Source organism: Bacillus sp. RC240 (assembly GCF_044907945.1).
Taxonomy (GTDB): Bacteria; Bacillota; Bacilli; order Bacillales; family Bacillaceae_G; genus Bacillus_A; species Bacillus_A mycoides.
The window spans coordinates 362,627-389,247 of the sequence record NZ_JBIYCT010000002.1 but is presented as its reverse complement, the minus strand read 5'-3'; the positions used below and the strand labels follow the sequence as shown (position 1 = coordinate 389,247).

General features: G+C 36.6%; 27 protein-coding genes. 24 read left to right on the top strand and 3 right to left on the bottom strand.

Features of this window, described 5'->3' with window-relative positions; all coding sequences use genetic code 11:
* The first annotated feature begins 3 nt into the window (after positions 1–3).
* Genes spoIIIAF through ABH955_RS09935 form a run of 3 tightly spaced genes read left to right on the top strand, consistent with a single transcriptional unit; the run spans position 4 to position 1,975 of the window.
* Complete coding sequence (gene spoIIIAF, locus ABH955_RS09945; RefSeq protein ID WP_002015059.1) at positions 4–636, top strand: stage III sporulation protein AF; 633 nt, start codon at positions 4–6, stop codon at positions 634–636.
* Positions 626–1,288 carry a stage III sporulation protein AG gene (gene spoIIIAG / locus ABH955_RS09940; protein WP_404445313.1) on the top strand — a complete coding sequence of 221 codons (663 nt, stop codon included), beginning with the start codon at positions 626–628 and terminating at the stop codon, positions 1,286–1,288. Before spoIIIAF ends, spoIIIAG begins: the two co-directional genes overlap by 11 nt.
* Positions 1,289–1,303: 15 nt before the next feature.
* Positions 1,304–1,975, top strand: a complete 672-nt coding sequence (locus ABH955_RS09935; RefSeq protein WP_404491080.1) for a SpoIIIAH-like family protein — start codon at positions 1,304–1,306, stop codon at positions 1,973–1,975.
* A 58-nt stretch (positions 1,976–2,033) separates the two neighbouring features.
* Here the strand turns inward: ABH955_RS09935 and ABH955_RS09930 are convergent, their stop codons facing one another.
* Positions 2,034–2,231: a hypothetical protein gene (locus ABH955_RS09930; protein ID WP_012261697.1), complete on the bottom strand. Its 198-nt coding sequence runs from the start codon at positions 2,229–2,231 to the stop codon at positions 2,034–2,036.
* Positions 2,232–2,702: 471 nt separating this feature from the next.
* Between ABH955_RS09930 and accB the strand changes: the two genes are divergently transcribed.
* From accB to ABH955_RS09855, 15 genes are all read left to right on the top strand, one after another.
* On the top strand, positions 2,703–3,191 hold the full coding sequence (accB, locus tag ABH955_RS09925; protein WP_002067078.1) for an acetyl-CoA carboxylase biotin carboxyl carrier protein: 489 nt from the start codon (positions 2,703–2,705) through the stop codon (positions 3,189–3,191).
* Between the two features lie 16 nt (positions 3,192–3,207).
* Positions 3,208–4,560: an acetyl-CoA carboxylase biotin carboxylase subunit gene (accC, locus tag ABH955_RS09920; RefSeq protein WP_002067079.1), complete on the top strand. Its 1,353-nt coding sequence runs from the start codon at positions 3,208–3,210 to the stop codon at positions 4,558–4,560.
* Positions 4,561–4,582: 22 nt separating this feature from the next.
* Positions 4,583–4,975 (top strand): Asp23/Gls24 family envelope stress response protein, encoded by a 393-nt coding sequence (locus tag ABH955_RS09915; RefSeq protein ID WP_000807630.1) that lies wholly within the window; start codon positions 4,583–4,585, stop codon positions 4,973–4,975.
* Between the two features lie 348 nt (positions 4,976–5,323).
* Positions 5,324–5,716: a N utilization substance protein NusB gene (nusB, locus tag ABH955_RS09910; protein ID WP_002067080.1), complete on the top strand. Its 393-nt coding sequence runs from the start codon at positions 5,324–5,326 to the stop codon at positions 5,714–5,716.
* Positions 5,717–5,739: 23 nt separating this feature from the next.
* Positions 5,740–6,600, top strand: coding sequence for a bifunctional methylenetetrahydrofolate dehydrogenase/methenyltetrahydrofolate cyclohydrolase FolD (gene folD / locus ABH955_RS09905; RefSeq protein WP_002067081.1), 861 nt, complete (start codon positions 5,740–5,742; stop codon positions 6,598–6,600).
* Positions 6,601–6,626: 26 nt separating this feature from the next.
* Entirely contained in the window at positions 6,627–7,985 is a 1,359-nt protein-coding gene (gene xseA, locus ABH955_RS09900) for an exodeoxyribonuclease VII large subunit (RefSeq protein ID WP_002015068.1), read from the top strand.
* Entirely contained in the window at positions 7,975–8,205 is a 231-nt protein-coding gene (xseB, locus tag ABH955_RS09895) for an exodeoxyribonuclease VII small subunit (protein WP_000428422.1), read from the top strand. Before xseA ends, xseB begins: the two co-directional genes overlap by 11 nt.
* A complete protein-coding gene (gene ispA / locus ABH955_RS09890) occupies positions 8,205–9,098 on the top strand; it encodes a (2E,6E)-farnesyl diphosphate synthase (protein ID WP_002015072.1) in 894 nt (297 codons plus the stop codon). Before xseB ends, ispA begins: the two co-directional genes overlap by 1 nt.
* Positions 9,099–9,406: 308 nt before the next feature.
* On the top strand, positions 9,407–11,299 hold the full coding sequence (gene dxs, locus ABH955_RS09885) for a 1-deoxy-D-xylulose-5-phosphate synthase (protein ID WP_002129043.1): 1,893 nt from the start codon (positions 9,407–9,409) through the stop codon (positions 11,297–11,299).
* Positions 11,300–11,302: 3 nt separating this feature from the next.
* Positions 11,303–12,142 (top strand): TlyA family RNA methyltransferase, encoded by an 840-nt coding sequence (locus tag ABH955_RS09880; protein WP_002015074.1) that lies wholly within the window; start codon positions 11,303–11,305, stop codon positions 12,140–12,142.
* A 142-nt stretch (positions 12,143–12,284) separates the two neighbouring features.
* Positions 12,285–12,734 carry an arginine repressor ArgR gene (argR, locus tag ABH955_RS09875; RefSeq protein ID WP_002015076.1) on the top strand — a complete coding sequence of 150 codons (450 nt, stop codon included), beginning with the start codon at positions 12,285–12,287 and terminating at the stop codon, positions 12,732–12,734.
* Between the two features lie 270 nt (positions 12,735–13,004).
* Positions 13,005–14,744 carry a DNA repair protein RecN gene (recN, locus tag ABH955_RS09870; RefSeq protein ID WP_404453997.1) on the top strand — a complete coding sequence of 580 codons (1,740 nt, stop codon included), beginning with the start codon at positions 13,005–13,007 and terminating at the stop codon, positions 14,742–14,744.
* A 119-nt stretch (positions 14,745–14,863) separates the two neighbouring features.
* Positions 14,864–16,156 (top strand): SpoIVB peptidase, encoded by a 1,293-nt coding sequence (gene spoIVB / locus ABH955_RS09865; protein WP_002015079.1) that lies wholly within the window; start codon positions 14,864–14,866, stop codon positions 16,154–16,156.
* Between the two features lie 286 nt (positions 16,157–16,442).
* Complete coding sequence (gene spo0A, locus ABH955_RS09860) at positions 16,443–17,237, top strand: sporulation transcription factor Spo0A (protein WP_002015081.1); 795 nt, start codon at positions 16,443–16,445, stop codon at positions 17,235–17,237.
* Positions 17,238–17,534: 297 nt separating this feature from the next.
* Positions 17,535–18,098: a PRK06770 family protein gene (locus ABH955_RS09855; RefSeq protein ID WP_404491078.1), complete on the top strand. Its 564-nt coding sequence runs from the start codon at positions 17,535–17,537 to the stop codon at positions 18,096–18,098.
* Between the two features lie 240 nt (positions 18,099–18,338).
* On the opposite strand, the gene ABH955_RS09850 is transcribed toward ABH955_RS09855, so the two are convergent.
* A complete protein-coding gene (locus tag ABH955_RS09850; RefSeq protein ID WP_001247671.1) occupies positions 18,339–18,485 on the bottom strand; it encodes a YycC family protein in 147 nt (48 codons plus the stop codon).
* Between the two features lie 50 nt (positions 18,486–18,535).
* On the opposite strand from ABH955_RS09850, the gene ABH955_RS09845 reads away from it, so the two are divergent.
* Positions 18,536–19,264 (top strand): glycerophosphodiester phosphodiesterase, encoded by a 729-nt coding sequence (locus ABH955_RS09845; RefSeq protein ID WP_002033957.1) that lies wholly within the window; start codon positions 18,536–18,538, stop codon positions 19,262–19,264.
* A gap of 51 nt (positions 19,265–19,315) precedes the next feature.
* On the opposite strand, the gene ABH955_RS09840 is transcribed toward ABH955_RS09845, so the two are convergent.
* Positions 19,316–19,549, bottom strand: a complete 234-nt coding sequence (locus ABH955_RS09840; protein WP_001190193.1) for a DUF2627 domain-containing protein — start codon at positions 19,547–19,549, stop codon at positions 19,316–19,318.
* 137 nt (positions 19,550–19,686) lie between these two features.
* Between ABH955_RS09840 and ABH955_RS09835 the strand changes: the two genes are divergently transcribed.
* The 5 genes from ABH955_RS09835 to lpdA all read left to right on the top strand — a co-directional run bounded on the left by ABH955_RS09835 (position 19,687) and on the right by lpdA (position 26,607).
* Positions 19,687–21,759 carry a sigma 54-interacting transcriptional regulator gene (locus ABH955_RS09835; RefSeq protein WP_404491076.1) on the top strand — a complete coding sequence of 691 codons (2,073 nt, stop codon included), beginning with the start codon at positions 19,687–19,689 and terminating at the stop codon, positions 21,757–21,759.
* Between the two features lie 195 nt (positions 21,760–21,954).
* Positions 21,955–22,854 (top strand): phosphate butyryltransferase, encoded by a 900-nt coding sequence (gene yqiS, locus ABH955_RS09830; protein WP_002190640.1) that lies wholly within the window; start codon positions 21,955–21,957, stop codon positions 22,852–22,854.
* A 35-nt stretch (positions 22,855–22,889) separates the two neighbouring features.
* Entirely contained in the window at positions 22,890–23,990 is a 1,101-nt protein-coding gene (locus ABH955_RS09825) for a leucine dehydrogenase (protein WP_002015088.1), read from the top strand.
* Positions 23,991–24,077: 87 nt separating this feature from the next.
* Entirely contained in the window at positions 24,078–25,181 is a 1,104-nt protein-coding gene (gene buk / locus ABH955_RS09820) for a butyrate kinase (RefSeq protein ID WP_002088555.1), read from the top strand.
* A 4-nt stretch (positions 25,182–25,185) separates the two neighbouring features.
* Complete coding sequence (lpdA, locus tag ABH955_RS09815) at positions 25,186–26,607, top strand: dihydrolipoyl dehydrogenase (protein ID WP_002015090.1); 1,422 nt, start codon at positions 25,186–25,188, stop codon at positions 26,605–26,607.
* The last annotated feature ends 14 nt before the right edge of the window (positions 26,608–26,621 follow it).

Sequence of the window (26,621 nt, the reverse complement as noted above, 5' to 3'; positions counted from 1 at the left end):
AGTATGCAATTTGTTACAGAGTGGATTAGAAATATTATCGTTTTTTTACTCTTAGCGACAATGCTTCATCTTATTCTTCCAAATTCAAATTTGCAAAAGTACGTTAAATTCGTTGTAAGTCTATTGTTAGTCGTATTAATTTTAACGCCTCTATTTAAGTTGTTACAAACAGATGTAAATGAAGTTATCGCAAATTTCAATGAAGAAAAGTACGTAGCAGATGGATCTGTAAAAAATTCGATAGATTCGAAGAAAAAAGAAATACAAGCTCTAACACGTGCATATAGTTTAGAAGAGATGGCTACCAAAATGAAAAAAGACGTAGGAAAAGAGTTTGAGAAAAAGTATGGTATGACAGTCTCTGAAATACAAATAGTCGCAGTGGAACATGCAGAAGAAGTAAAGTCAGCGAAAGATATTCAATCTGTTGTTGTGACGTTGAAAGAAAAAGAACGTAGTAAAAATGATGCAATCGAAACAGTAAAGCCCATTGAAATTAATATGAAAGAACCTCCAAAAAAAATAGAAGAAACGAATGTAGAAATGAAAGATTTCTTTTCAAGCAGGTGGCAACTAGAGGATAAACAAATCCAAGTTCAGATGGAAGGGAGGACAGGTAGCGTAAATGGACAATAAAGATAAAAATTCGAGGTTCTCATTTTTTCGAAACCTATTAAATGGGGATGGAAAAGAAAGTAATGAGAAGGGGAAAAAGGTAACACCTAAGTTTTTGCTTGTCCTACTCATACTTGGGATTGCGCTTATGTTTTCTAGTAATTTCTTATCACCTAAAAAAGAAGAAGTGCCTGTGTTTAAAGAAAAGACAAGTCAAAGCCAAGATAAAGATGTACCAACTTTCGGTCAAAAAAACAATGATAATATGTCAAATGTAGAAAAATACGAAAAAGCGTATGAACAAGAATTGAAAACTTCTTTAGAAGAGATAGCCGGAGTAAAAGATGTAACTATTAAAGTGAACTTAGATTCATCTGAAGAAAAAATACTCGAGAAAAATACAGTAAAACGTTCACAAACGACAGGTGAAACTGATAAAGCAGGCGGGAAAAGGGAAGTAGAAGACGAGTCTCTTGATGAAAAGACAGTCATTATACGTGAAGGTGATAAAGAAACTCCAATTGTTTTGCGAACAGAGAAACCGAAAGTACGAGGTGTTCTGGTCGTAGCAAAGGGAGTGGATAATATACAAATAAAAGCAATGGTAAAAGAAGCTGTGACGCGATTATTAGATGTACCAGCTCATCGCGTTTCAGTATCACCGAAAAATTGATAGGGAGGAAATAAAGTGTTAAAAAAACAAACGGTTTGGCTATTAACGATGTTAAGTTTAGTGGTTGTACTATCTGTTTATTACGTAACAACTCCTGATAAAATGAATACAGCAGCACCGGCAACGGGTGAAAAGATGGGACAAGAAAAGCAAGGTGTTGATAAAGCAGTTACAAAAGAAACAACGAAAGAAACTACAAATAAAGAGACAACAAAAGAAAATACAAGCAAGGAAACTACAAATAAAGAAACAGACAAAAAAGAGAATGACAAAAAAGAGAATGACAAAAAAGAAACAAGTAAAAAAGAGGCTAGCGTAACAGTTCAATCAAGCGATGAGAATTTTACAGCGCTACGTATGCAAATGGAAGATCAGCGTAGTGTAGAGAAAGAAAAGTTACAAAATGTAATGAAGTCATCAAAATCTTCAGCAGAAGAAAAGAGTAAAGCGAAAGATAATCTTGATGCCATCACTACGATGGAAACGAAGCAACAATTACTTGAGACAGTGATTAAATCTCAAGGTGGATATAAAGATGCTCTTGTAAGAGCTGATGGAACGGACATTAAAGTAACAGTTAAATCGGCAAAGCATTCACAAAAAGAAGCGAATAAAATTATTCAGCTTGTAAGAAGTGAAGGTGGTCCAAAAGATGTAGGTGTGAAATTTGATCCATCAGTAAAATAAATTGAAATTATAATAGGTGTTGCTGCTTCAAATTAGATAAAAGAATAATAGAAAAAAGCTATCGTTTTCGATAGCTTTTTTCTATTTCATCTTTGCAGTTGTATTTAGTATTTTCAATTGGAAACGGGGAAATACGCTGTGAGTAAAAGATTAATGGTTCGTGATGATGGTGATTAGTTTTTCCAGATTTGACGTGAATGAAGAGGACCAATGTCCAAATCACTACGGCAGGCAAGAACAGGATGAGCCATATCATATGTCCGCACCTCACTACAATAAATTTGCTACACTTTGAACATACTATTCTTTTATGAAGGAAGAATGAACGGCGCGTAAACAAAAAAATAATATTTGGTAAAAATATGTTTTTTTACCGTAGATAAAATGAAGAATTCTGAGGGAATTACGTTTTTACACTTTGCAGTTTTGAAAAAGTAAAGAATGTTTTTTAGGAAGTGGTCTTGCCAATTTTGTGTGAAACTTGGTATTATTACTAGGTAATAATTTTTTGGTGGAATAATATTTTTACAGGAGTTTCGATTTATAATAAAGAAATATAAATTGGAATGTTTAAAAAATTTAGCGTAAGATGGGAATAGTAAATATTTCTATTAGTAAATGTCATAGGAATAAATTTTCTAATAGAATACATCGTATTTTTACAGTAAATCAGTTTGATGCCAATCTGTAAAAACGGGACAAACAAGAGTATGGGAGTGGATTTTACATGTTTAAAATTCAAGAAGTTCGTGAATTAATTAAATTAATTGATAGCTCTAATATTGATGAATTTGAATACAAAAAAGACGGTACAGCAATCAAAATGAAAAAACGTGGTAATGAAGTTGTTGCTGTGCAAGCACCGGTAACGAAACAGGTAGTACAACCAGCAGCATCTGTTGAAGTAGAAACAACAGTAGCGGCAGCGCAAGTAGAAGTGCAAAAACAAGAAGAGAAGAAAGTTGTTCAAGATGAAAACCTACATAAAATCACATCACCGATGGTAGGGACATTTTATTCCTCTTCTTCGCCTGATACACCTCAATATGTAAGTGTTGGGGACAGAGTATCGAAAGATTCTATCGTATGTATTGTTGAAGCTATGAAATTATTTAACGAAATTGACGCAGATGTAGAGGGCGAAATTGTTGAAATTCTTGTTAATAACGGACAGCTTGTTGAGTATGGACAACCGCTATTTCTTGTAAAAGCGTAATAAGGGAGTCTTTGTGATGATAAAAAAAGTATTAATAGCCAATCGTGGGGAAATTGCTGTACGAATTATTCGTGCTTGTAAAGAAATGGATATTGAAACAGTTGCAATTTATTCAGAAGCAGACAAAGAGTCACTTCATGTGCAAATTGCAGATGAAGCGTATTGTGTTGGACCAACGATTTCAAAAGAAAGCTATTTAAATTTGACGAACATTATTAGTGTTGCGAAATTAACAGGTTGTGATGCAATTCATCCGGGATATGGATTTTTAGCAGAGAATGCAGATTTTGCAGAATTATGCCGTGAGTGTAACTTGATTTTTATCGGTCCAAGCCCAGAAGCCATTTCAAAGATGGGCACAAAAGACGTTGCACGTGATACAATGAAAGAAGCAGGGGTTCCGATTGTACCAGGTTCACAAGGGATTATTAAAAATACCGAAGAAGCGATCGAGCTTGCTAATCAACTTGGATATCCAGTTATCATTAAAGCGACTGCAGGTGGCGGCGGAAAAGGTATTCGTGTTGCGCGCCATGAAGAAGAGCTTGTAAAAGGAATTCAAATTACACAGCAAGAAGCCAGTACCGCTTTTGGGAACCCTGGTGTATACTTGGAGAAGTACGTTGAAGATTTCCGCCATGTTGAGATTCAAATAATGGCAGATACACATGGAAATGCCATTCATTTAGGAGAGCGTGATTGTACAATTCAGCGCCGTCTGCAAAAACTATTAGAAGAAAGTCCATCACCTGCACTTGATGAGAATATTCGCAAGCAAATGGGTGACGCAGCAGTTAAAGCGGCGGTAGCGGTTGATTATACAGGTGCTGGTACGGTTGAGTTTATTTATGAATATAAAACGAAAAGCTTTTATTTCATGGAGATGAATACGAGAATCCAAGTTGAACATCCAGTTACTGAAATGGTAACAGGGATGGATTTAATTAAAGAACAAATTCTTGTTGCTTCTGGAGAAAAGTTATCGTTACAGCAAGAAGAAGTACAATTTAATGGTTGGGCAATGGAATGTCGAATTAATGCGGAAAACCCTGCCAAAAAATTTATGCCATCTCCAGGTAAAGTAGAAATGTACTTACCACCAGGCGGATTTGGTATTCGCGTCGATTCAGCTGTATATCCGGGATATTCAATACCACCTTTCTATGATTCGATGGTTGCTAAATTAATTGTTCACGGAAAAACACGTGAAGAGGCAATTGCAAAAATGAAGCGAGCGCTCAGTGAGTTTGTCATTGAAGGCGTACATACAACAATCCCGTTCCATTTGCAATTGCTAGAGCATCCTGATTTTGTAAAAGGTGAGTTTAACACGAAATTTTTGGAAGAGCATGAACTTGTGACGCAGTGATACATTAAAGGAGGTTTTTTTCATGGCTGAACATATGTTAGATATGGGTCAAGATACAACTCTTGGAAAAGTAGAAATTGCACCAGAAGTAATCGAAGTAATTGCAGGTATTGCAGCTGCTGAAGTAGAAGGTGTAGCGGCAATGCGTGGTAATTTTGCTACAGATGTTGTTGAGAAGTTAGGTAAGAAAAATCATGGTAAAGGTGTAAAGGTTGAATTAGCAAACGAAGATATTATTGTTGACCTTTATGTTGTGATGTATTTTGGTGTAGCGATTCCGGTTGTTGCACAAAAAATTCAAGACAATATTCGCCAAGCACTCTTTACAATGACAGGACTTGAGCCAAAAGAAGTGAACGTTCACATCGTTGGCGTAACATTCGAAACACAAAAAACAGAAATCGAACCAGTGTAAGAGTGGAAAAAGGTGCCTAGTAAAATAGGCATCTTTTTTATCGTTTCATTTCTTCACAAATTAAAACCCTCTAATTATTATACTATTTCAAAAAAAAAGAAAAATAAAACGGTATGTTTCATTTTTCCAAAAAACGTACATTGTGATAAGATATGGAACTTGAAGTTAATCTTTTTATTATTTTTCAGCCTTGTACCCCGTGTGTGAAACGATAAATTGTGTTATTATCATTGTATTATAAGGTTGGAAAATCAATGAAAACTGCAAGAGTAAGTGAATTGACGGCTTATAAATTATAATAATATAACAAAACATAAGGAAAGACTTGAAGTATAAAGGAGAGTTACAATGAAACGTAGGACGGCTAGAGAAAGAGCAATGCAAGCATTATACCAAATGGATATTACAGGTGAATTAGAACCGAAAGTAGCGGTGGAAAATACGCTAGATGAAGGCGAAGAAACAAATGAGTTTCTAGAATCACTTGTTGTAGGATTTGTAGACAACAAAGAAGAGATTGACGCAGCAATTCGTCAAAATTTAAAAAAGTGGAAGCTTGAGCGTATTAGTATTGTTGATCGCAGTATTTTACGTGTAGCTGTGTGTGAGATGAAATACATGGAAGAAATTCCGCACAATGTAACAATTAACGAAGCAATTGAAATCGCAAAAACATTTGGGGATGAGGAATCTCGTCGTTTTATTAACGGCGTTTTATCTAATATAAAAGATACACTGTAATTTCTTTAAGGGGGAAACTTAAAATGGTAGCAGTAATCATCAAAGGAAATGAAGTTGCGGAGAAAAAACGAGCACAATTAAAAGAAAAAGTTGTGAAGTTAAAAGAGCAAGGGATTGTACCAGGATTAGCAGTTATTTTAGTTGGAGAAGATCCAGCATCTCGTTCTTATGTAAAAGGAAAAGAAAAAGGCTGTGAGCAAGTAGGAATCTATTCAGAGCTAATAGAACTTCCTGAAACGATTACTGAGGAGCGTTTGCTTGCTGAAATCGATCGCTTAAATGGAGACGACCGCATTAATGGCATATTGGTACAATTACCTTTACCAAAACATATTGAAGAAAAAGCTATCATTGAAAGAATTTCACCGGAAAAGGATGTAGATGGATTTCACCCAATCAGCGTAGGACGTATGATGACGGGACAAGACACATTCCTTCCATGTACACCGCATGGCATTTTAGAATTAGTAAAAGAAACGAATCTTGATATTTCTGGAAAGCATGTTGTTGTAATTGGAAGAAGTAATATTGTTGGTAAACCAGTGGGGCAACTGTTTTTAAATGAAAATGCAACTGTCACATATTGTCATTCTAAGACGCAAAATATAAAAGAATTATCGAAGTTAGCTGATATTTTAATCGTAGCCGTTGGACGACCGAAAATGGTAACAGCTGACTATATTAAAGAGGGTGCGGTTGTAATTGATGTTGGTGTTAACCGTTTAGAAACAGGCAAACTTTGTGGTGATGTTGATTTTGACAATGTATTAGACGTTGCAGGTTACATTACGCCTGTGCCAAAAGGAGTCGGCCCAATGACTATTACAATGCTTCTTCACAACACTGTGGAGTCTGCAAAGCGTGCAGGTGTTGTTTGTCAATAATTTGAATCGGCTATGAGGAGAGAGAAATGGAGAAACAATATTTAACCGTTACAGCGTTAACACGCTATATTAAAACAAAAATAGAGTATGATCCGCATTTACAGTCTGTTTGGTTAAAAGGAGAAATTTCCAACTTTAAATATCATAGTCGTGGTCATATGTATTTTACATTGAAAGATGAAAATGCAAGAATTGCAGCGGTTATGTTTGCGGGTCATAATCGTAACATTAAATTCAGACCGGAAAATGGAATGAAAGTACTTGTAAAAGGAAAGATTTCTGTTTACGAGGCGAGTGGTTCTTATCAAATTTATATTCAAGACATGCAGCCTGACGGAATTGGAAACTTGCATTTAGCTTATGAGCAATTAAAAGTTCGTTTAGAGGAAGAGGGCTTGTTTTCTCAAGTTTATAAAAAAATAATTCCTCCGTATGCTAAAACAATAGGTGTAATCACGTCGCCAACAGGAGCAGCAATTCGCGATATTATAACAACAATTAAACGTCGTTATCCAATTGGAAATGTTATTGTGTTTCCTGTACTTGTACAAGGGGAGTCAGCAGCTCCCTCGATTGTACAAGCAATTCGTACAGCGAATGAAATGGGAGATATTGATGTTTTAATTGTTGGACGTGGTGGAGGCTCTATTGAAGAATTATGGGCCTTTAATGAGGAAGTAGTTGCAAGAGAAATTTTCACAAGTGAGATTCCGATTATTTCGGCTGTAGGCCATGAAACAGATTTTACAATCGCAGATTTTGTCGCGGATTTACGTGCACCAACACCGACTGCAGCAGCTGAGCTGGCGGTACCTAATACTATAGAGTTACAAGAAAAGGTATTACAAAGAACTCTGAGATTGCAAAGAGCAATGAGAGAGAGAGTACATAAAAAAGAAGAAAAACTGCAAGTGTTACAAAAATCTTATGCGTTCCGTTATCCAAGGCAAGTGTACGAGCAAAAAGAAGAGCAGTTAGACAGGGCTCTTGAACAACTTGTTTTAGCGAAAGAGCGTTATATAGATAAAAAAGTAAATCAATTAAAGCAACTTTCATTTTATTTAGAAAAGCACCACCCATCTCAAAAAATTATACAAACGAAAACGGCAATTGAAACGTTGCAAAAGCAGTTGCAACGTGAAATGCAAACATTACTTCAAACGAAGGAGTTCGTATTTGTGAGAGCGGCTCAAAAGCTTGAGGTATTAAGCCCGCTTAAAGTAATGATGAGAGGGTATGGGCTTGTATACGATGAAGAGAAACAAGTATTAAAAAGCGTGAAAGATGTTAGCCTTGGAGATGCTGTTTCGGTTCAATTACAAGATGGAATACTAGATTGTAGTGTATCAAGCATAGAGGAGCGTGAATTGAATAATGGAAAATAAGTTAAGCTTTGAAGAAGCAATTTCGCAGCTTGAGCATCTCGTTTCTAAGCTTGAACAAGGTGATGTACCTTTAGAGGAAGCAATTTCTTATTTTAAGGAAGGCATGGAATTATCTAAGCTTTGTGATGAGAAATTGAAAGATGTACAAGAACAAATGGCAGTTATCCTTGGGGAAGATGGAGAGCTTAAACCGTTTACTGCTTTAGGAGATGAAGCATAGTGACACATATAGCTTTTGATGCTTTTTTGAAAGAGAGTAAAACTTTCGTAGAAGAAAAGCTTGTTAGCTATGCAAATGAATTACAATGTCCAAATGTGCTTCGTGAAGCGATGGCATATTCTTTGGAAGCGGGTGGGAAACGTCTCCGCCCGTTACTTTTATTTGCAACGTTACAAGCGTTTGGGAAAGAAAGAAATCTTGGAGTGGGTGCAGCTTGTGCCCTTGAAATGATTCATACATATTCGTTAATTCATGATGATTTACCTTGTATGGATGATGATGATCTAAGACGAGGAAAGCCTACAAATCATAAAGTATTTGGTGAAGCAATGGCAGTTTTAGCGGGAGATGGTTTGTTGACATATGCTTTTCAAGTTATTATGGCATATGAGCAAAAAGAAATCTCTGCTGAAAAAAAAGTAAGACTTGTACTTGAGCTTGCGAAAGCAGCAGGACCTGAAGGAATGGTTGCTGGACAAGTGGCAGATATGGAAGCTGAAGGAAAACGACTTACAATTAATGAATTAGAGTACATTCATAATCATAAGACAGGTAAACTGCTTGAGTTTGCTGTACTTGCAGGCGCGATACTTTCTGATGCTACAGAAGAGCAAGAAGAGAAGTTACTTGCATTTGCGAAATATATCGGTCTAGCTTTCCAAATTAGAGATGATATTTTGGATGTAGAAGGAACAGAAGAAGAGATTGGAAAACCGATTGGTAGTGATGCTTCCAACGAGAAGAGCACATATACGACGTTATTTACTGTAGATAGAGCAAAATCTATTTTAGAGGAGAAAATTGCAAAAGCAAAAGATTCTATTAGCTCCTTACAATTACAAGATGAATATTTACTATCTATTTGTGATTTAATCGCAAAACGTAATAACTAATATAACAGCGTTTCCATTTGTTGAGTCATTCATCATTTTATGATATAAATGTAGGAAAAGGTTTTTCTTTTCTTGTTATTGGCAAAAATATATGTAGATTACATTGCCGTTATCACTTCGTGTTAGCGGCTATTTTTTTCATCACGTAAAGAAATATGATGTATAATATGATAAGTGAAAAAATGGAAGTGTTTTCTGAAAGCAGGACAAGATAAAAAGAATAGAAAAGATAATTTCTTGTGTTGTGTAAATGTTTCTTATAATATTTGACATGTTGACAGATTATGAAATGAAAGTGAGTGATCCATGTGGATCTAACGCAAATTCAAAACCCTAGTTTTTTGAAAGATATGTCTATCAGTGAACTAGAGGGGTTGAGTGAGGATATTCGTAAGTTTTTAATTGAAGAGCTCTCTCAAACAGGTGGACATATTGCACCTAATTTAGGTGTAGTAGAACTCACAATTGCTCTGCATAAATTATTTGATAGTCCGAAAGATAAGTTTTTATGGGACGTAGGACATCAATCCTATGTACATAAAATTTTAACAGGGCGTGCGAAAGAATTCGGCACATTAAGGCAATACCAAGGTCTATGTGGTTTTCCAAAACGCTGTGAGAGTGAGCATGATGTTTGGGAAACTGGTCATAGTTCAACGTCGTTATCTGCTGCAATGGGAATGGCTCTAGCACGTGATTTAAAGAAAACGGAAGAATACGTTATACCAATCATTGGCGATGGTGCATTAACAGGCGGAATGGCTTTAGAGGCATTGAACCACATTGGGCATGAAAAAACGGACATGATTGTTATTTTGAATGACAATGAAATGTCAATTGCACCAAACGTCGGTGCACTTCATAATGTACTTGGTCGTTTACGTACCGCAGGGAAGTACCATTGGGTAAAAGATGAACTAGAGTATATATTGAAGAAAATCCCAGCAGTCGGTGGGAAAGTTGCTGCGACAGCAGAGAAAATAAAAGATAGTCTAAAATATTTACTAGTATCAGGCGTCTTTTTTGAAGAATTAGGCTTTACATATTTAGGTCCGGTCGATGGGCATGATTATGAAAAGTTATTCGAAACGTTGCAATATGCAAAGAAAACAAAAGGCCCAGTACTTGTTCATGTTATTACGAAAAAAGGAAAAGGTTATAAACCAGCTGAAAGTGACGTTATTGGAACTTGGCATGGAACAGGATCGTATAAAATTGAGTCAGGTGACTTCGTTAAACCGAAAGAAGTTGCACCAGCATGGAGTGCTGTTGTTAGTGAAACAGTGCTTAAGCTAGCGAGAACGGATGAACGTATCGTTGCAATTACGCCTGCAATGCCTGTTGGATCGAAACTTGAGAAATTCCAAAAAGAATTTCCGGATCGCATGATTGATGTAGGTATTGCAGAGCAGCATGCTACAACAATGGCAGCTGGTATGGCAACACAAGGGATGAAGCCGTTCTTAGCAATTTATTCAACATTTTTACAAAGAGCATATGACCAAGTTGTTCATGATATTTGTCGCCAGAATTTAAACGTTTTTATTGGAATAGATCGCTCTGGATTAGTAGGAGCAGACGGTGAAACGCATCAAGGTGTATTTGACATCGCGTTTTTACGTCACTTGCCGAATATGGTGCTTATGATGCCGAAAGATGAAAATGAAGGTCAACATTTAGTATATACAGCGATGCAATACGAAGATGGGCCGATTGCTTTACGTTATGCACGCGGAAATGGACTTGGCGTTCAAATGGATGAAGAATTAAAGGCGATTCCAATCGGTACATGGGAAACGTTAAAAGAAGGCACACAAGCAGCAATTTTAACGTTTGGTACGACAATCCCGATGGCAATGGAAGCAGCTGAGCGTCTTGAACAAGCTGGAATATCAGTGAAAGTAGTGAATGCTCGCTTTATTAAGCCGATGGACGAAGCATATTTACATGAGCTTTTAGGGAAAAATATACCGATTTTAACGATTGAAGAGGCTTGTTTAATCGGTGGCTTTGGAACGGGAGTAGTTGAATTTGCTTCTGAGAACGGATACCATAGTGCTTTAATTGAACGAATGGGTATTCCTGATCGCTTCATAGAGCATGGTAGTGTAACAAAACTGTTAGAAGAAATTGGTTTAACAACAGATGCTGTTGTAGACCGTATTCATACAATGATTCCATCAAAACAAAAAAGGGCGTAACAAATGAGCGTAAAAAAAGAAAGAGTAGATGTACTATTAGTAGAGCGAGGGCTTATAGAAACGCGTGAGAAGGCTAAACGTGCTGTTATGGCAGGTCTTGTATATGCGAATGAAATGAGACTCGATAAGCCAGGGGAGAAAATCTCACAAGATACGGAGATTACGGTGAAAGGGCAAGTCATGCCGTATGTAAGCCGTGGTGGTTATAAGCTTGAAAAGGCATTAGAAACATTTCAACTTGATTTACAAGATAAGGTTATGATAGATATTGGTTCATCAACTGGTGGTTTTACAGACTGTGCGCTTCAAAATGGGGCGAAGTTATCCTACGCATTAGATGTAGGATATAATCAACTTGCGTGGAAATTGCGTCAAGATGAGCGTGTTGTTGTGATGGAACGAACGAACTTCCGTTACGTGACACCGGCAGATTTAGAGCGTGGTTTACCGCAGTTTGCAAGTATTGATGTTTCATTTATATCATTAAGGCTTATATTGCCGGTTTTAAAAACAATGCTTATGCCAAATGGTGATGTAGCTGCATTGATTAAACCTCAGTTTGAAGCTGGACGAGAACAAGTCGGGAAAAAAGGCATTGTTCGTGATAGAAAAGTACATGAAGCTGTCGTGGAAATGATTGTCGATTTTGCTCTTAAGGAAGGCTATAATATCGAAGGTTTAACATTCTCACCAATTACAGGCGGGGATGGAAATATTGAATTTTTAATTCATCTAAAGTGGCACGGTGAGCGTGAGAATGGCGAAAATCATTCTCCGGTTTCTATTGAGCAAGTTGTTACAGAAGCACATGATGTTCTAAAACAAAAAGGGAAAGGGGAATAACATATGTTGTTCCTCTTTTTGTTGTAATCGTATAATGATTGTAAAAACAATTGTGTACAAGTAATGGATTATACGGTAACATAAATAAATGAAGTATACCAATGTTTAAACTATGGTAAGAGATAGTGTGAGGTGCAAATGTATGAATAAAGGTCAGCGCCATATTAAAATCAGGGAAATTATTGCTAACAAAGAAATTGAAACACAAGATGAACTAGTTGATATTTTACGTAATGTGGGGTTTAATGTAACGCAAGCAACAGTATCGCGCGATATTAAAGAACTGCACTTAGTGAAGGTGCCATTACATGATGGCCGCTATAAATATAGCTTGCCAGCAGATCAACGATTTAATCCGTTGCAAAAATTAAAACGAAATCTAGTGGATTCATTTGTAAAATTAGACACGGCAGGACATATGCTTGTGTTAAAAACATTGCCTGGTAACGCTCATTCACTTGGGGCACTCATTGATCATTTAGAGTGGGATGAGATCGTCGGAACCATTTGTGGTGATGATACTTGCTTAATTATTTGCCGTACACCTGAAGATACAGGTGTTGTCTCTGATCGTTTCTTAAATATGCTTTAACAGAAAAATCTTGTTTACTTTCCTCTGTAAAGTGGAAAGTAAACAAGATATTTTTATTGGCGAAAAATACGGATTTTCAAATACAATACATTATTTTTTTTGAATGAAGTTAGAAAATAGGTGGATTGACCCGTAAAACGAATGTTTGGTACAATGGAGCGGGTTAGAAGAGTAATTTATACATACAAACATATAGTATAACTATTTGAATGAAGAATACTGAGAAAAGCCCTTAATAGGGGATTAGTTTATAACGAGGTGAATGGGGCATTGTTATCGGAATTATCGATCAGAAACTTTGCTATTATTGAGGCATTAAATATTTCTTTTCAAAAAGGTTTAACCGTTTTAAGTGGTGAAACAGGAGCTGGAAAATCCATTATTATTGATGCAATTAGTTTGCTTGTTGGTGGCCGTGGTTCAGCAGAATTTGTTCGATATGGAACAGAAAAGGCTGAGATAGAAGGCTTATTCTATGTAGAAGATGACAAACATCCATGTATCGCAAAGGCAGAAGAGTTAGATATAGAAATAGAAGATGGCATGATTATTTTGAAGCGTGACATCGCTGCGAACGGAAAAAGTGTCTGTCGTGTAAATGGGAAACTTGTTACACTCAGCATATTAAAAGAGATTGGAAAAACGCTAGTTGATATTCATGGACAGCATGAAACACAAGATTTAATGAATGAAGAGCGTCATATGTTTATGCTTGATCATTTTGATGGAAATCGCATTGTTAAACAATTGGGCATATATCAAAATGTATATACAGACTATGAGAAGTTAAAAAAACAGCTGAAATCTTTAAGTGAAAATGAACAACAAATGGCCCATCGTCTAGATTTAATTCAATTCCAACATGAAGAAATTCGTAAGGCGGATTTAAAAATGGATGAAGAATATGAATTGACTGAGGAACGATTAAAAATCTCCAATTTTGAAAAGATTTATAAAGCATTAGGAGATGCGTATCGTTCGTTAAGTGGAGACGGACAGGGATTGGACCACGTAAGAAATGCAATGGGACAAATGGAGAGTATTACGCACTTAGATGAAGCGTATCAAGAAAATCATGATTCTATTGCGAATAGTTATTACTTATTAGAAGAAGTTGCATACCAGCTTAGAGAAAAATTAGACATGATGGAATACGATCCGAAACGTCTAGATGAAATTGAAACACGTTTGAATGAAATCCGTATGTTAAAGAGAAAGTATGGAAATACTGTAGAAGAGATTTTAGCGTATGCTGATAAAATTGAACAAGAAATTTTTACGATTGAAAATAAAGACGTACATATTGAAACGACGAGAAAGCAGTTAACGAAATTAGAAGGTGTTATTGTAAAAGAAGCAACGTTGTTAAGTACTATGCGTCATGAGCTTGCAGATCATCTTACAAGCGCTATTCATCAAGAATTAAAAGAACTATATATGGAAAAAACGAAATTTGAAGTGAGAATTATGAAGAGGGTAGGAAATGTAGAAGAACCTCTCGTGGAAGGAATACCGGTAAAACTTACGGCTGATGGCTACGATCATGTGGAATTTTATATTTCAACGAATCCGGGTGAACCGTTAAAGCCACTTTCAAAGGTCGCTTCTGGCGGAGAGTTATCTCGTATTATTTTAGCTTTAAAAAGCATTTTTTCTAAGCATCAAGGTGTTGCATCTGTTATTTTTGATGAAGTGGATACGGGTGTGAGTGGTCGGGTTGCACAGGCTATTGCGGAAAAAATTTATCGTGTATCAGTAAACTCGCAAGTACTTTGTATTACGCACTTACCTCAAGTAGCTTCAATGGCGGACTCTCATTTATTTATTAGAAAACAAGTGGCGAATGATCGTACGATTACATCGGTTACTGTGTTAAGTACGGATGAAAAAGTAACAGAAATTGCTCGAATGATTTCTGGTGTTGAAATTACAGATTTAACGACAGAGCATGCGAAAGAGTTACTTACGCAAGCGCATCATTTCAAACAGACAGCAGAGGCTATCCAGTAATGGATAGCTTTTTTTTCTCAAATGACGATTTCTTAATTCTTCCGGTTATAAATAAAGCGCCGCAAGGAGAGATTAAAAAGTGAAGCCAAGAGGCTGAATGTGGGGTAGGAGCGAGGAGAGTGAACAAATTGAAATTAGAAAGATTTCGAAAAATAATAGGTCTTTGTCTCCTTGTTTCTCTAGTTTTTATTGGATGTTTTAAACCGCTTCGAACGTTTATTTCATCTCCGAAGCAACTTGTTGTTTTTGAAGGACAACAATCAGAAATAGCATCATTACCAGTTTTTAAGGCTGCATCTACAAATCGTAATGTGTTTACTGTAAGTTCAAATGAACAAGAACTTATGGTAAATTCTCACCAAAATGGTGAAGCTGATATGGTGTTTCAACTTGCTGGTTTTCCAGTGAAAAAAGTAAATGTGAAAGTATTAAAAGATTTTAAAGTTATTCCAGGTGGACAATCGATTGGTGTAAAATTGAACACAAAAGGTGTACTTGTTGTAGGCCATCATTTAATTCAAACTGAAAAGGGTAAAGTATCTCCTGGTGAAACAGCTGGTGTACAGATTGGAGATATGATTACTGAAATCAATGGTAAAACAATTGAAAGAATGAGTGATGTAGCACCATTTATTCATAATAGTGGAGAAACAGGTGAACCGCTTAATCTTGTTTTATTAAGAGATGGAAAATATATTCGTGCTAAGCTAACACCACAAAAAGACAATGGTGAATCCTCTTACCGAATTGGACTGTATATTCGTGATTCAGCAGCTGGTATCGGAACGATGACATTTGTACATCCAGATTCCATGAAATATGGAGCGCTTGGTCATGTGATTTCCGATAATGATACAAAAAAGCCAATTCAAGTAGAAGATGGACAAATTATGCGTTCGACAGTAACGTCTATTGAAAGAGGAAGTCACGGGAACCCGGGAGAAAAATTAGCAAGATTTTCACCGGATCGTGAAGTGATTGGTAATATTACAATAAATAGCCCGTATGGTATTTTTGGGAAATTAAATACAGATATGACAAACGGCATAATGGATAAAGCAATGCCTATCGCATTATCCCATCAAGTAAAAGAAGGGCCAGCGAAAATATTAACAGTTATTGATCAAGATAAGGTGGAAGCGTTTGATATTGAAGTTGTTAGTACGGTACCACAAAAGTTCCCGGCTACAAAAGGTATGGTTATAAAAGTGACAGATAAACGTTTACTAGCAAAAACGGGTGGTATTGTACAAGGAATGAGTGGAAGTCCGATTGTACAAAATGGGAAAGTAATTGGTGCGGTTACACATGTATTTGTAAATGATCCAACGTCAGGATACGGTGTTCATATTGAATGGATGTTACATGAGGCTGGAATTAATATTTATGATCAAGAGAAAAAAGCGAGCTAATACATATTAGCTCGCTTTTCTTTTGAAAAATTCGTTGAAATTTTGTAAAAGCTCCGCAAGAGCTGTTTTTTGTTGTAAGATATAAGCAAAGGGTTGAACGTTTCGCTGTAATTCTATGATGGAATGTGTTGCGAAAGTAAAAAAATGAACGATAAACATATTTTTTTGTGATTTTATCGGAAAGTAAGAAACTTTAAAGGGAATTTTCACACAATTGTCGAACAATTCATGTAGCCTAGAAGCTTACACATGTCGGAAGAATCGATTCGGTAAGGGAGGAAAAACTGTGGAGAAAATTAAAGTATGTCTTGTGGATGATAATAAAGAATTGGTATCGATGCTAGAGAGTTATGTTGCTGCCCAAGATGATATGGAAGTTATCGGAATTGCTTACAATGGTCAAGAATGTTTAAACTTATTGAAAGAAAAGCAGCCTGATATACTCGTTTTAGACATTATTATGCCACATTTAGATGGTCTAGCTGTGCTAGAGAAAATGCGACATATTGAAAGGTTAAGACAACCTAGCGTTATTATGTTGACAGCATTCGGACAAGAAGATGTGACGAAAAAAGCGGTTGATTTAGGGGCATCATATTTCATATTAAAACCATTTGATATGGAGAATTTAACAAGTCATATTCGTCAAGTTAGTGGTAAGGAAAGTGCTACTATTAAACGTCCATTACCATCTTTCCGATCAGCAACAACAATCGATGGAAAACCGAAAAACTTAGATGCGAGTATTACAAGTATCATTCATGAAATTGGTGTACCCGCTCATATTAAAGGGTACATGTACTTACGAGAAGCAATCTCTATGGTGTACAATGATATCGAATTACTAGGATCTATTACGAAAGTATTATATCCAGATATTGCAAAGAAATATAATACAACAGCAAGCCGTGTCGAGCGCGCAATCCGTCACGCAATTGAAGTAGCTTGGAGCCGTGGGAATATTGATTCTATTTCGTCCTTATTTGGTTATACTGTATCCATGTCAAAAGCAAAACCTACGAATTCCGAGTTCATCGCAATGGTTGCGGATAAGCTGAGACTTGAACATAAGGCTAGCTGAGAGGAAAAGTAGTAAGGGATTTAAGTTTTAGTAGAGCTTAATAATTCTTGAAATTTATACTCGATATCAATTTTAAAACCAATAAACTTTTATTTAATGACCAATGAATTTTAGAATTCGTTGGTCTTTTTATTTTGTTGAGAAAAAGAGGGAGAAGTGATATCGATTTTATCAAAATTATTTCGGTAGATAAAAAGGGTTGTTTGATATTATGGAAAATAAAACCTGTTTTTAGTAATATTACATATAAGTGAGTTTTTTAAGATAATTAAATAGGTATACAGAGGGAGAAGGAAAATGAAAAACAAAATATTAACTTGGCTAGGAATAGTAGCAGCTATGGGAGTTCTTGCTGTTGCAGTTACATTTGGAATGTTAGAGCTTGCCGATAATCCAGTAGATAAAGAAATGAGTGCTCAAATAGATAAAAAAGAAGACCCAACGATAGTAGGTAGAGAGGTAGATGGAGTCTTTGTTGATGTGTATGTTACTGAAAATTCTACTGAAAGCGAAGTCATTACAGCGATGTATCACATGACTCATCAAAAAGTAGTGGCAGAACGAAAATCGGGATCCATCCCAATGATTCAAAATAACGCTGAAAAATTAAAAAAAATCATAAATAAGAGTAGTTTTGCGAAGAAAAATGAGCTTGTAGCAATTGCTGATAGATGGGCGAAAAAAGATTTTAGTAAAATTGTAGAAGATCACAATTTTTTCTCGGATGCTCAAGAGGGTAATGTTTGTAAAGCCACTAGAGCGATGGATGCGGTAGAAGAGCAACATTATATTTTAACTACATTCGGGGAGGAAAAAGCGAAAGAACTATACGAATCAGGGGATACTCCGCACATTCAATAAAAAATAATATGAAGGGCTTCTAGTTTTTTTATTACCTTGCTTTAAGGGGGCAATGGTGACTTGTGAATAAATATTCTGCTTTCTTTATGACTTGTAACAAAAAAGAAGATATATAATTCATTATTAAATGATGAAGTAAAGGCTAAATCGCATCGTAGTACATCTATTAAAGGATTTTAGCGGGGAAGTCATCCATGATATAATAGATGATAATAAAAAGCCCTGCAAAACAGGACTATATTATTCTTCGTCTTTATTTTGTTTTTCTAATTCAACTAACTTTTGGATTAAAATATGCTGTGGCATATGCATAAGTTGTTCAAGTGGAACACCTAACGCTTTTGATAGGCGGACTGCAGTGTCTGGAGAAATTTGTAATGGTCTCATAGAAGTACCTCCTTTTTCGTATAGTATAGCATAAGATTGGGGGAGTGAGGATGACTCTTATATTTGCGCATCGTGGTGCGGCGGGAACGTATCCGGAAAATACAATGATTTCATTTGAAGCAGCAGAGGCTTTCGGGGCAGATGGAATTGAACTCGATGTTCAATTCACGAAAGATGGAAAAGTTGTCGTTATTCATGATGAAACGGTGGATCGGACAACAAATGGAAAAGGTGCGGTTCGAAATTATTTATATGAGGATTTATGTAAGTTGGATGCGAGTTATAAATTCGGTGACAAAGTAGGTTTTTGCAAAATACCTCTTCTAGAAGAGGTGTTAGAATGGCTCGCAAAAACGAAATTGCTACTCAATATTGAACTGAAAAATAATAAAATCCCATACAGAGGTTTAGAAGAAGAGGTTATAACACTTGTACGTAAGTTTAGTCTAGAGGATCGGATTGTGTTTTCTTCTTTTAATCACTACAGTATGAAGCGATGTCATATGATGGCTCCTGATATTCAAACAGCTATTTTGTATCGTGAAGGTTTGCATAGCCCATGGGCATATGCAAAAAAGATGGGTGCTACTGCAGTACATCCGAATTATCGTTATCTTCAAGATGCTATCGCTGAATTAACGATGGGAAGTGGTGTGGAGGTTCGTCCTTACACGATAAATGAAGAAACGCTTATGCGTAAATATTTTGATATGAATATATCAGCGATTATTACTGATTATCCTGAAACAGCAAGAACTTTATTACCGATAAAAAAATGAGACCTAATATAATGGTCTCATTTTTTATTTATGATATGTGAAAACTTTGTTTTATCTTCTGAAGCGTGCTTGTACTTTATTTCTCTTACGATCTCTGTGTAAGACGAAGCCGCCGAAGATATAAAACCCGAGTGCGAAGCAAAGAGCGCCGATTAAAAATTGTAACCATAATATAGGGATTGGGGAGAACAAAATCCCAAATACAGTATCTCTCATTAGTTTAATACCAAGCACGGCTAATGAAATGGGGATGAGTGCTAATAATAGAGCGAGGTAACGCTGCATATATAACGCTCCTTTTCAGATTATTTTGTGTATTTTAATGATGTTATATGGAATGGGGGTTTGTCAAGAGGTTGCTGAACGAGTAAGATAAGAATGTGAAAAATTTTGCAGAGATACTTCGAGAGGAAGTGTAATGTATGAAACAAAATGTGTTAATTGTTGGAGCAGGTGAAGGTGGGAGTACACTGCTGAGTCTGTTGCAAAATTCGAATATATTTCAAATTATAGGAGTTATTGATAGTAATCCAATTGCGAAAGGATTACAAATCGCAAAGGAATATGGGGTTCCGATTGGTGATAGTGTAACTCCGTTTCTTTCTATGCATATTGATGTAATGTTTGATATGACAGGTGATTATGATTTACATAAAGTTTTATTGGGAAGCAAGCATAAAGACACCCTTCTTATACCAGGGGATATTGCAAAAATTGTTACGAGACTAGCGCATGAGAAGGAAAGCTTAATTGGAAAGCTAGAAGAACAGACGCAACAAGGGAATTTAATTTTAAATTCAACGCATGACGGTATGATTGTTATAGACCAAGAGGGACAAGTTCGTCTGTTTAATAAAAGCGCAGAGCGTATTACTGGATATAAAAAAGAGGAAGCAATAGGGAGATATATTTTAGAAGTTATTCCAACGAGTAAGTTGCTTCGTATTATACGCACGAAAAAAATAGAAGTGAATCATGAACTGACGTTAGAGAATGAAAAAAAGATTATTACAACGCGTATTCCGATATTAAAAGAAGGTGGAGAGGTTCAAGGGGCATTTGCGATTTTTAAAGACATTACAGAAGTTGTAGATTTAGCGGAAGAAGTTACAGACTTAAAAGAAATTCAAACGCTACTTGAGGCGATTATTAACTCATCTGAGGAAGCAATTTCGGTTGTTGATGAGAAAGGAAGAGGACTAGTTATAAACCCTGCTTATACGAAGTTAACGGGTTTGACTGAAGAAGAAATTATTGGGAAGCCGGCTACAACTGATATTGTGGAAGGTGAAAGTATGCATATGAAAGTACTTCGGACGCGCCGAGCGGTACGAGGAATACATATGAAGATTGGGCAAAAAAAGCGAGATGTAATTGTAAACGTAGCACCGGTTATTGTCGATGGAATATTGAAAGGGAGCGTCGGGGTAATTCGCGATGTATCAGAAATTCAAAAGTTAACAAATGAATTGAATAGGGCAAGACAAATTATTCGAACGTTAGAAGCAAAATATTCATTTGATGATATTGTTGGTGATTCAGATGAAACGACGGCAGCTATTGAACAAGCAAAACTTGGAGCGAATACACCGGCAACAGTATTACTTAGAGGGGAATCTGGTACGGGGAAAGAGTTATTTGCACACGCTATTCATAACAGTAGTAATCGAAAATACAATAAGTTTGTACGAGTAAACTGTGCTGCTATTTCTGAGACCTTATTAGAAAGTGAATTATTCGGTTATGAGGAAGGCGCGTTTTCTGGAGCGAAAAGAGGCGGGAAACGAGGATTCTTTGAAGAAGCGAATAATGGAAGTATTTTTTTAGATGAAATCGGAGAGTTATCTGCAAATACGCAAGCGAAGCTCCTTCGTGTGCTACAAGAAAAAGAAATTGTGAAAGTAGGGGGAACGAAAGCGATACCTATTAATGTCCGGGTAATTGCAGCAACGCATGTGAATTTAGAAAAGGGCATTCTAGAAGGAGAGTTCAGAGAGGACTTATATTATCGTTTAAATAAAATCCCGATTCAAATTCCTTCCCTTCGTCAGCGTAAAGGAGATATACCAGCGATTGCAGAAAGGTTAATTCAAAAAATTAATCAAGATTATGGTCGTAATGTAGAAGGACTCACCGATTCAGCCGTTTCGTATTTACAATCATATGAATGGCCAGGGAATGTTAGGGAACTTGAAAATATTTTAGGACGAGCTATTATCTTTATGAATTATAACGAAATATATATTGATGTACATCATTTACCGCCTTTACATAAAGAAGAACAAGTAGAGACGAAACAAAATAATTTATTACCTGAATTAGAAGAGAAGGCCCTTGAACACCTAGTGACAGAATTTGAGGGGAATATTATCCGTGAATATTTAGAGAAATTTGATGGGAACAAAACGAAGACTGCAAAAGCGTTAGAAATTTCAGTTCGAAACTTATATTACAAGCTAGAAAAGTATAACTGTGCAAAAAATAGCATGCAATAAATTGCGTACCGTGCAATTTATTGCGTGGTATACAAAAAGCGACAAAACGAGACAGAATATTTCGTTGTTTTACAAAGTATTGATTTCACTGCATTTTGAATGCGTTTTCATTATTGGTAAGACCACTTTTGAAAGTTGGCACGGTATTTGCTTAATGAATAGACGAGGGACGACGGAAAGGGTTGATTACAAAATATGAAGTTAGAACACTTAATTGATCAAGCAGCAGGACAGCCTAAAAAAACTGTGGCTGTAGCAGTAGCTGAAGATCATGAAGTAATTGAAGCTGTAGCGAAAGCAATCAAGTTACAGCTAGCTCAATTTCGTCTATATGGAAATCAAGAGAAAATAATAGGGATGCTACAAGAGCATGGGTTACAAACTTCAGAACATATTGAAGTGATTGCAGCAGCGTCAAGTGCTGAGGCTGCAGAACTTTCTGTTAAATCTGTAAGCAATGGCGAAGCAGATGTGCTAATGAAGGGGAACATCCCAACAGCAAATATTTTGAAAGCTGTATTAAATAAAGAGTGGGGACTTCGTAAGGGCAGCGTGCTTTCACATGTTGCAGCGTTTGAAGTTCCAAATTACGATCGTCTTATTTTTGTTACAGACGCAGCGATGAACATTGCACCTGATGTAACACAAAAAGCTGCTATTATACAAAATACTGTAGAAGTTGCCAAGGCAATAGGAATTGATTTGCCAAAGGTAGCGCCAATTGCAGCGGTAGAGGTTGTTAATCCTGCGATGCAAGCGACAATTGATGCAGCGATGTTAACTCAAATGAATCGCCGCGGACAAATTAAAAATTGTGTCGTTGATGGACCACTTGCTTTAGATAATGCAGTATCACAAATTGCAGCAGAACATAAAGGCATAGTAAGTGATGTAGCAGGTAAGGCAGACATTTTACTCGTCCCAACGATTGAAGCTGGAAATGTGCTATATAAATCACTCGTCTATTTTGCAAATGCAAAGGTAGGAGCGATGATTGCTGGCGCTAAAGCACCGATTGTTTTAACATCACGTGCTGATTCAGCAGAAACAAAAGTATATTCATTAGCATTGGCAGTTGCGACTGCTTCAAAATAAACCAAATAGGGTAAAACAATTAGGGGGAAACGACAATGACATTAGAAATCTTCGAATACTTAGAAAAATATGATTATGAGCAAGTGGTATTTTGTCAAGATAAAGAATCTGGTTTAAAAGCAATCATTGCAATCCATGATACAACACTTGGACCAGCTCTTGGTGGAACAAGAATGTGGACATATGATTCTGAAGAAGCGGCGATTGAAGATGCATTGCGTCTTGCAAAAGGGATGACATACAAAAATGCAGCAGCTGGTTTAAACTTAGGTGGTGCAAAAACAGTAATTATCGGTGATCCACGTAAAGATAAAAGCGAAGCGATGTTCCGTGCATTAGGACGCTACATTCAAGGACTAAACGGACGTTACATTACAGCTGAAGATGTTGGTACAACAGTAGATGATATGGATATTATCCATGAGGAAACTGATTTTGTAACAGGGATTTCACCATCATTCGGTTCTTCTGGTAACCCATCTCCAGTAACTGCATACGGTGTTTACCGTGGTATGAAAGCAGCTGCAAAAGAAGCATTTGGTACAGATAACCTAGAAGGAAGAGTAATTTCTATTCAAGGTGTTGGTAACGTAGCGTATCACCTATGCAAACATTTACACGCTGAAGGAGCAAAATTAATCGTTACAGATATTAATAAAGAAGCTGTACAACGTGCAGTAGAAGAATTCGGTGCAACAGCAGTTGAGCCAAATGAAATTTACGGTGTTGAATGTGATATTTACGCACCATGTGCATTAGGCGCAACAGTTAATGATGAAACTATTCCACAACTTAAAGCAAAAGTAATCGCTGGTTCTGCAAATAACCAATTAAAAGAAGATCGTCACGGCGACCTTATTCATGAAATGGGTATTGTATACGCACCAGACTATGTTATTAATGCAGGTGGCGTAATTAACGTAGCAGACGAATTATATGGATACAATAGAGAACGTGCATTAAAACGTGTTGAGTCTATTTATGACACAATTGCAAAAGTAATCGAAATTTCAAAACGCGATGGCATAGCAACTTATGTAGCAGCAGATCGTCTAGCTGAAGAGCGCATTGCAAGCTTGAAAAACTCTCGTAGCACATACTTACGCAACGGTCACGACATTATTAGCCGTCGCTAATCATTCATATATAACTTTTACAAAAGGTGTGGTTACCTCTTATGAGGTTTCCACTTCCTTTTAAATTTATTAGTGGAGGTAGCAACATTGTCTGTAAATCGAATTCTTGTTATTAACCCAGGTAGTACATCCACAAAGATTGGTGTTTTTGATAATGAAAGACCCGTTCTAGAAGAAACTATTCGTCATGACGTAGAACAGATTGGAAAATATAAGCGAATTATCGACCAATATGAGTTTCGTAAAGAAACGATTTTAGAAGTTCTACATTCTCATGGTATTAACATTTCAAAATTAAACGCTGTTTGTGGGCGTGGTGGATTACTTCGTCCAATCGAAGGCGGTACGTATACAGTAAACGATGCGATGTTAGAAGATTTAAAAAATGGGTTTAGCGGTCATCACGCTTCAAACCTTGGAGGCATTTTAGCATATGAAATCGCTTCTGGATTAAACATTCCTGCATTCATTGTGGATCCTGTCGTTGTAGATGAGATGGAGCCAATTGCTCGTATAAGTGGTATTGCTGGTATGGAACGCAAAAGTATCTTCCATGCATTAAATCAAAAAGCAGTTGCTCGTAAAGTGGCAGATGAATTAAATCACAAATATGAGGATTTAAATTTATTAGTTACACATATGGGCGGTGGTATTACAGTTGGTGCTCATAAAAAAGGAAAAGTTATCGATGTTAATAATGGCTTAAACGGAGAAGGACCATTTAGTCCAGAGCGTGCTGGTACAGTACCAGTAGGACAATTAGTTGAAATGTGTTTTTCTGGTGAGTATTACCGAGACGAAATGGTTAAAAAACTTGTCGGACAAGGTGGACTTGTAAGTCTTATCGGTACAAACGATGCAATTAAAGTAGAACAAATGGTTGAAAAAGGTGATCCTGAAGCAACTCTTATTTATAAAGCAATGGCGTATCAAGTTGCAAAAGAGATTGGCGGAGCTAGTGCTGTACTTCACGGGAAAATCGATGCAATCGTATTAACTGGTGGACTTGCGTACAGTAAAATTCTTGTCGATGAAATAAAAGAACGTGTTCACTGGATTGCAGATGTTATCGTACATCCAGGAGAAGATGAATTACAAGCGTTAGCAGAAGGAGCACTTCGTGTATTACGTGAAGAAGAAGCTCCAAAAGAATATATTGTACGAGAAAAACAAACAGTAGCTAGGGGTTGAGATAATGGCAAGAGAATATGATTTAGTCATCGTTGGCGGCGGTACTGGTGGATATGTTGCTGCTATTCGTGCATCACAACTAGGGTTAAAAACTGCACTTGTTGAAAAAGAAAATCTTGGTGGTACTTGTTTACACAAAGGATGTATTCCTAGTAAAGCTCTTTTACGTAGTGCGGAAGTATACGCAACTGCTAAAAAAGGAGAAGAGTTCGGAGTTATTGCAAGTAATGTAGAACTAAACTTTGCTAAAGTACAAGAGCGTAAAGAGAAGATTGTAACGCAGCTTCATAAAGGCGTTCAGCATTTAATGAAACAAGGTAAAATTGATGTGTTTGAAGGTATTGGCCGTATTCTTGGCCCATCTATTTTCTCTCCAATGCCAGGTACAATTTCAGTTGAACTTGCAAGTGGAGAAGAGAATGAAATGTTAATTCCAAAAAATGTACTTGTTGCAACAGGTTCTCGTCCAAATTCATTACCAGGATTAGAGTTAGACGGAGAGTATGTAATGTCTTCGGATCATGCCCTAAAAATGGAAACGCTTCCTAGCTCAATCATTATCGTTGGTGGCGGTGTAATTGGTATTGAGTGGGCATCTATGCTTGCTGACTTCGGTGTAGAAGTTACTGTATTAGAATATGCGAAAAACATATTACCACTAGAAGATAATGACGTTTCAAAAGAAATGCAACGTCTATTCAAGAAAAAAGGTATTAAAGTGGTAACTGGTGCAAAAGTATTACCAGAAACATTGGTAAAAGATAATGGAGTAACAATTCAAGCTGAACATAACGGTGAGAACAAAGCATTTAAAGCAGAAAAAATGCTTGTATCTGTAGGAAGACAAGCGAATACGCAAAATATGGGCTTAGAGAACACAGATATTGTTGTGGAAAAAGGATACATTCAAACAAATGAGTTTTATCAAACGAAGGAATCTCATATTTACGCAATTGGAGATGTAATCGGTGGCTTGCAACTTGCTCACGTTGCTTCTCATGAAGGAATTGTTGCAGTAGAACATATCGCTGGTAAAGAAGTTGCACCAATTGATTATTCTATGGTATCAAAATGCGTATATAGTAGTCCAGAAGTTGCTTCTGTCGGCTTAACAGAACAAGAAGCAAAAGAAAAAGGCTATAAGTTAAAAGTAGGTAAGTTCTCATTCCGTGCAATCGGAAAGGCACTTGTATACGGAGAATCAGACGGTTTTGTAAAACTTGTAGTTGATGAAGAAACAAATGACATTCTCGGTGTTCATATGATCGGACCACATGTAACAGATATGATTTCTGAAGCTGGTCTTGCAAGAGTACTTGATGCAACACCTTGGGAAGTAGCACATACAATTCATCCGCATCCATCATTATCTGAGGCGATTGGTGAAGCGGCACTTGCTGTAGATGGAAGAGCGTTACACGCATAAAAATGTGGATTTAG

Coding starts and splice junctions, on each gene's coding strand:
- ABH955_RS09880 (WP_002015074.1), top strand. CDS start 11,303: ATGAGCGTAAAAAAAGAAAGAGTAGATGTACTATTAGTAGAGCGAGGG.
- xseB (WP_000428422.1), top strand. CDS start 7,975: ATGGAAAATAAGTTAAGCTTTGAAGAAGCAATTTCGCAGCTTGAGCAT.
- ABH955_RS09930 (WP_012261697.1), bottom strand. CDS start 2,231: ATGATATGGCTCATCCTGTTCTTGCCTGCCGTAGTGATTTGGACATTG.
- spoIIIAF (WP_002015059.1), top strand. CDS start 4: ATGCAATTTGTTACAGAGTGGATTAGAAATATTATCGTTTTTTTACTC.
- accB (WP_002067078.1), top strand. CDS start 2,703: ATGTTTAAAATTCAAGAAGTTCGTGAATTAATTAAATTAATTGATAGC.
- folD (WP_002067081.1), top strand. CDS start 5,740: ATGGTAGCAGTAATCATCAAAGGAAATGAAGTTGCGGAGAAAAAACGA.
- lpdA (WP_002015090.1), top strand. CDS start 25,186: ATGGCAAGAGAATATGATTTAGTCATCGTTGGCGGCGGTACTGGTGGA.
- ABH955_RS09915 (WP_000807630.1), top strand. CDS start 4,583: ATGGCTGAACATATGTTAGATATGGGTCAAGATACAACTCTTGGAAAA.
- yqiS (WP_002190640.1), top strand. CDS start 21,955: ATGAAGTTAGAACACTTAATTGATCAAGCAGCAGGACAGCCTAAAAAA.
- ABH955_RS09850 (WP_001247671.1), bottom strand. CDS start 18,485: ATGAGACCATTACAAATTTCTCCAGACACTGCAGTCCGCCTATCAAAA.
- spoIIIAG (WP_404445313.1), top strand. CDS start 626: ATGGACAATAAAGATAAAAATTCGAGGTTCTCATTTTTTCGAAACCTA.
- ABH955_RS09825 (WP_002015088.1), top strand. CDS start 22,890: ATGACATTAGAAATCTTCGAATACTTAGAAAAATATGATTATGAGCAA.
- nusB (WP_002067080.1), top strand. CDS start 5,324: ATGAAACGTAGGACGGCTAGAGAAAGAGCAATGCAAGCATTATACCAA.
- ABH955_RS09855 (WP_404491078.1), top strand. CDS start 17,535: ATGAAAAACAAAATATTAACTTGGCTAGGAATAGTAGCAGCTATGGGA.
- xseA (WP_002015068.1), top strand. CDS start 6,627: ATGGAGAAACAATATTTAACCGTTACAGCGTTAACACGCTATATTAAA.
- ABH955_RS09845 (WP_002033957.1), top strand. CDS start 18,536: ATGACTCTTATATTTGCGCATCGTGGTGCGGCGGGAACGTATCCGGAA.
- ABH955_RS09835 (WP_404491076.1), top strand. CDS start 19,687: ATGAAACAAAATGTGTTAATTGTTGGAGCAGGTGAAGGTGGGAGTACA.
- accC (WP_002067079.1), top strand. CDS start 3,208: ATGATAAAAAAAGTATTAATAGCCAATCGTGGGGAAATTGCTGTACGA.
- ABH955_RS09840 (WP_001190193.1), bottom strand. CDS start 19,549: ATGCAGCGTTACCTCGCTCTATTATTAGCACTCATCCCCATTTCATTA.
- argR (WP_002015076.1), top strand. CDS start 12,285: ATGAATAAAGGTCAGCGCCATATTAAAATCAGGGAAATTATTGCTAAC.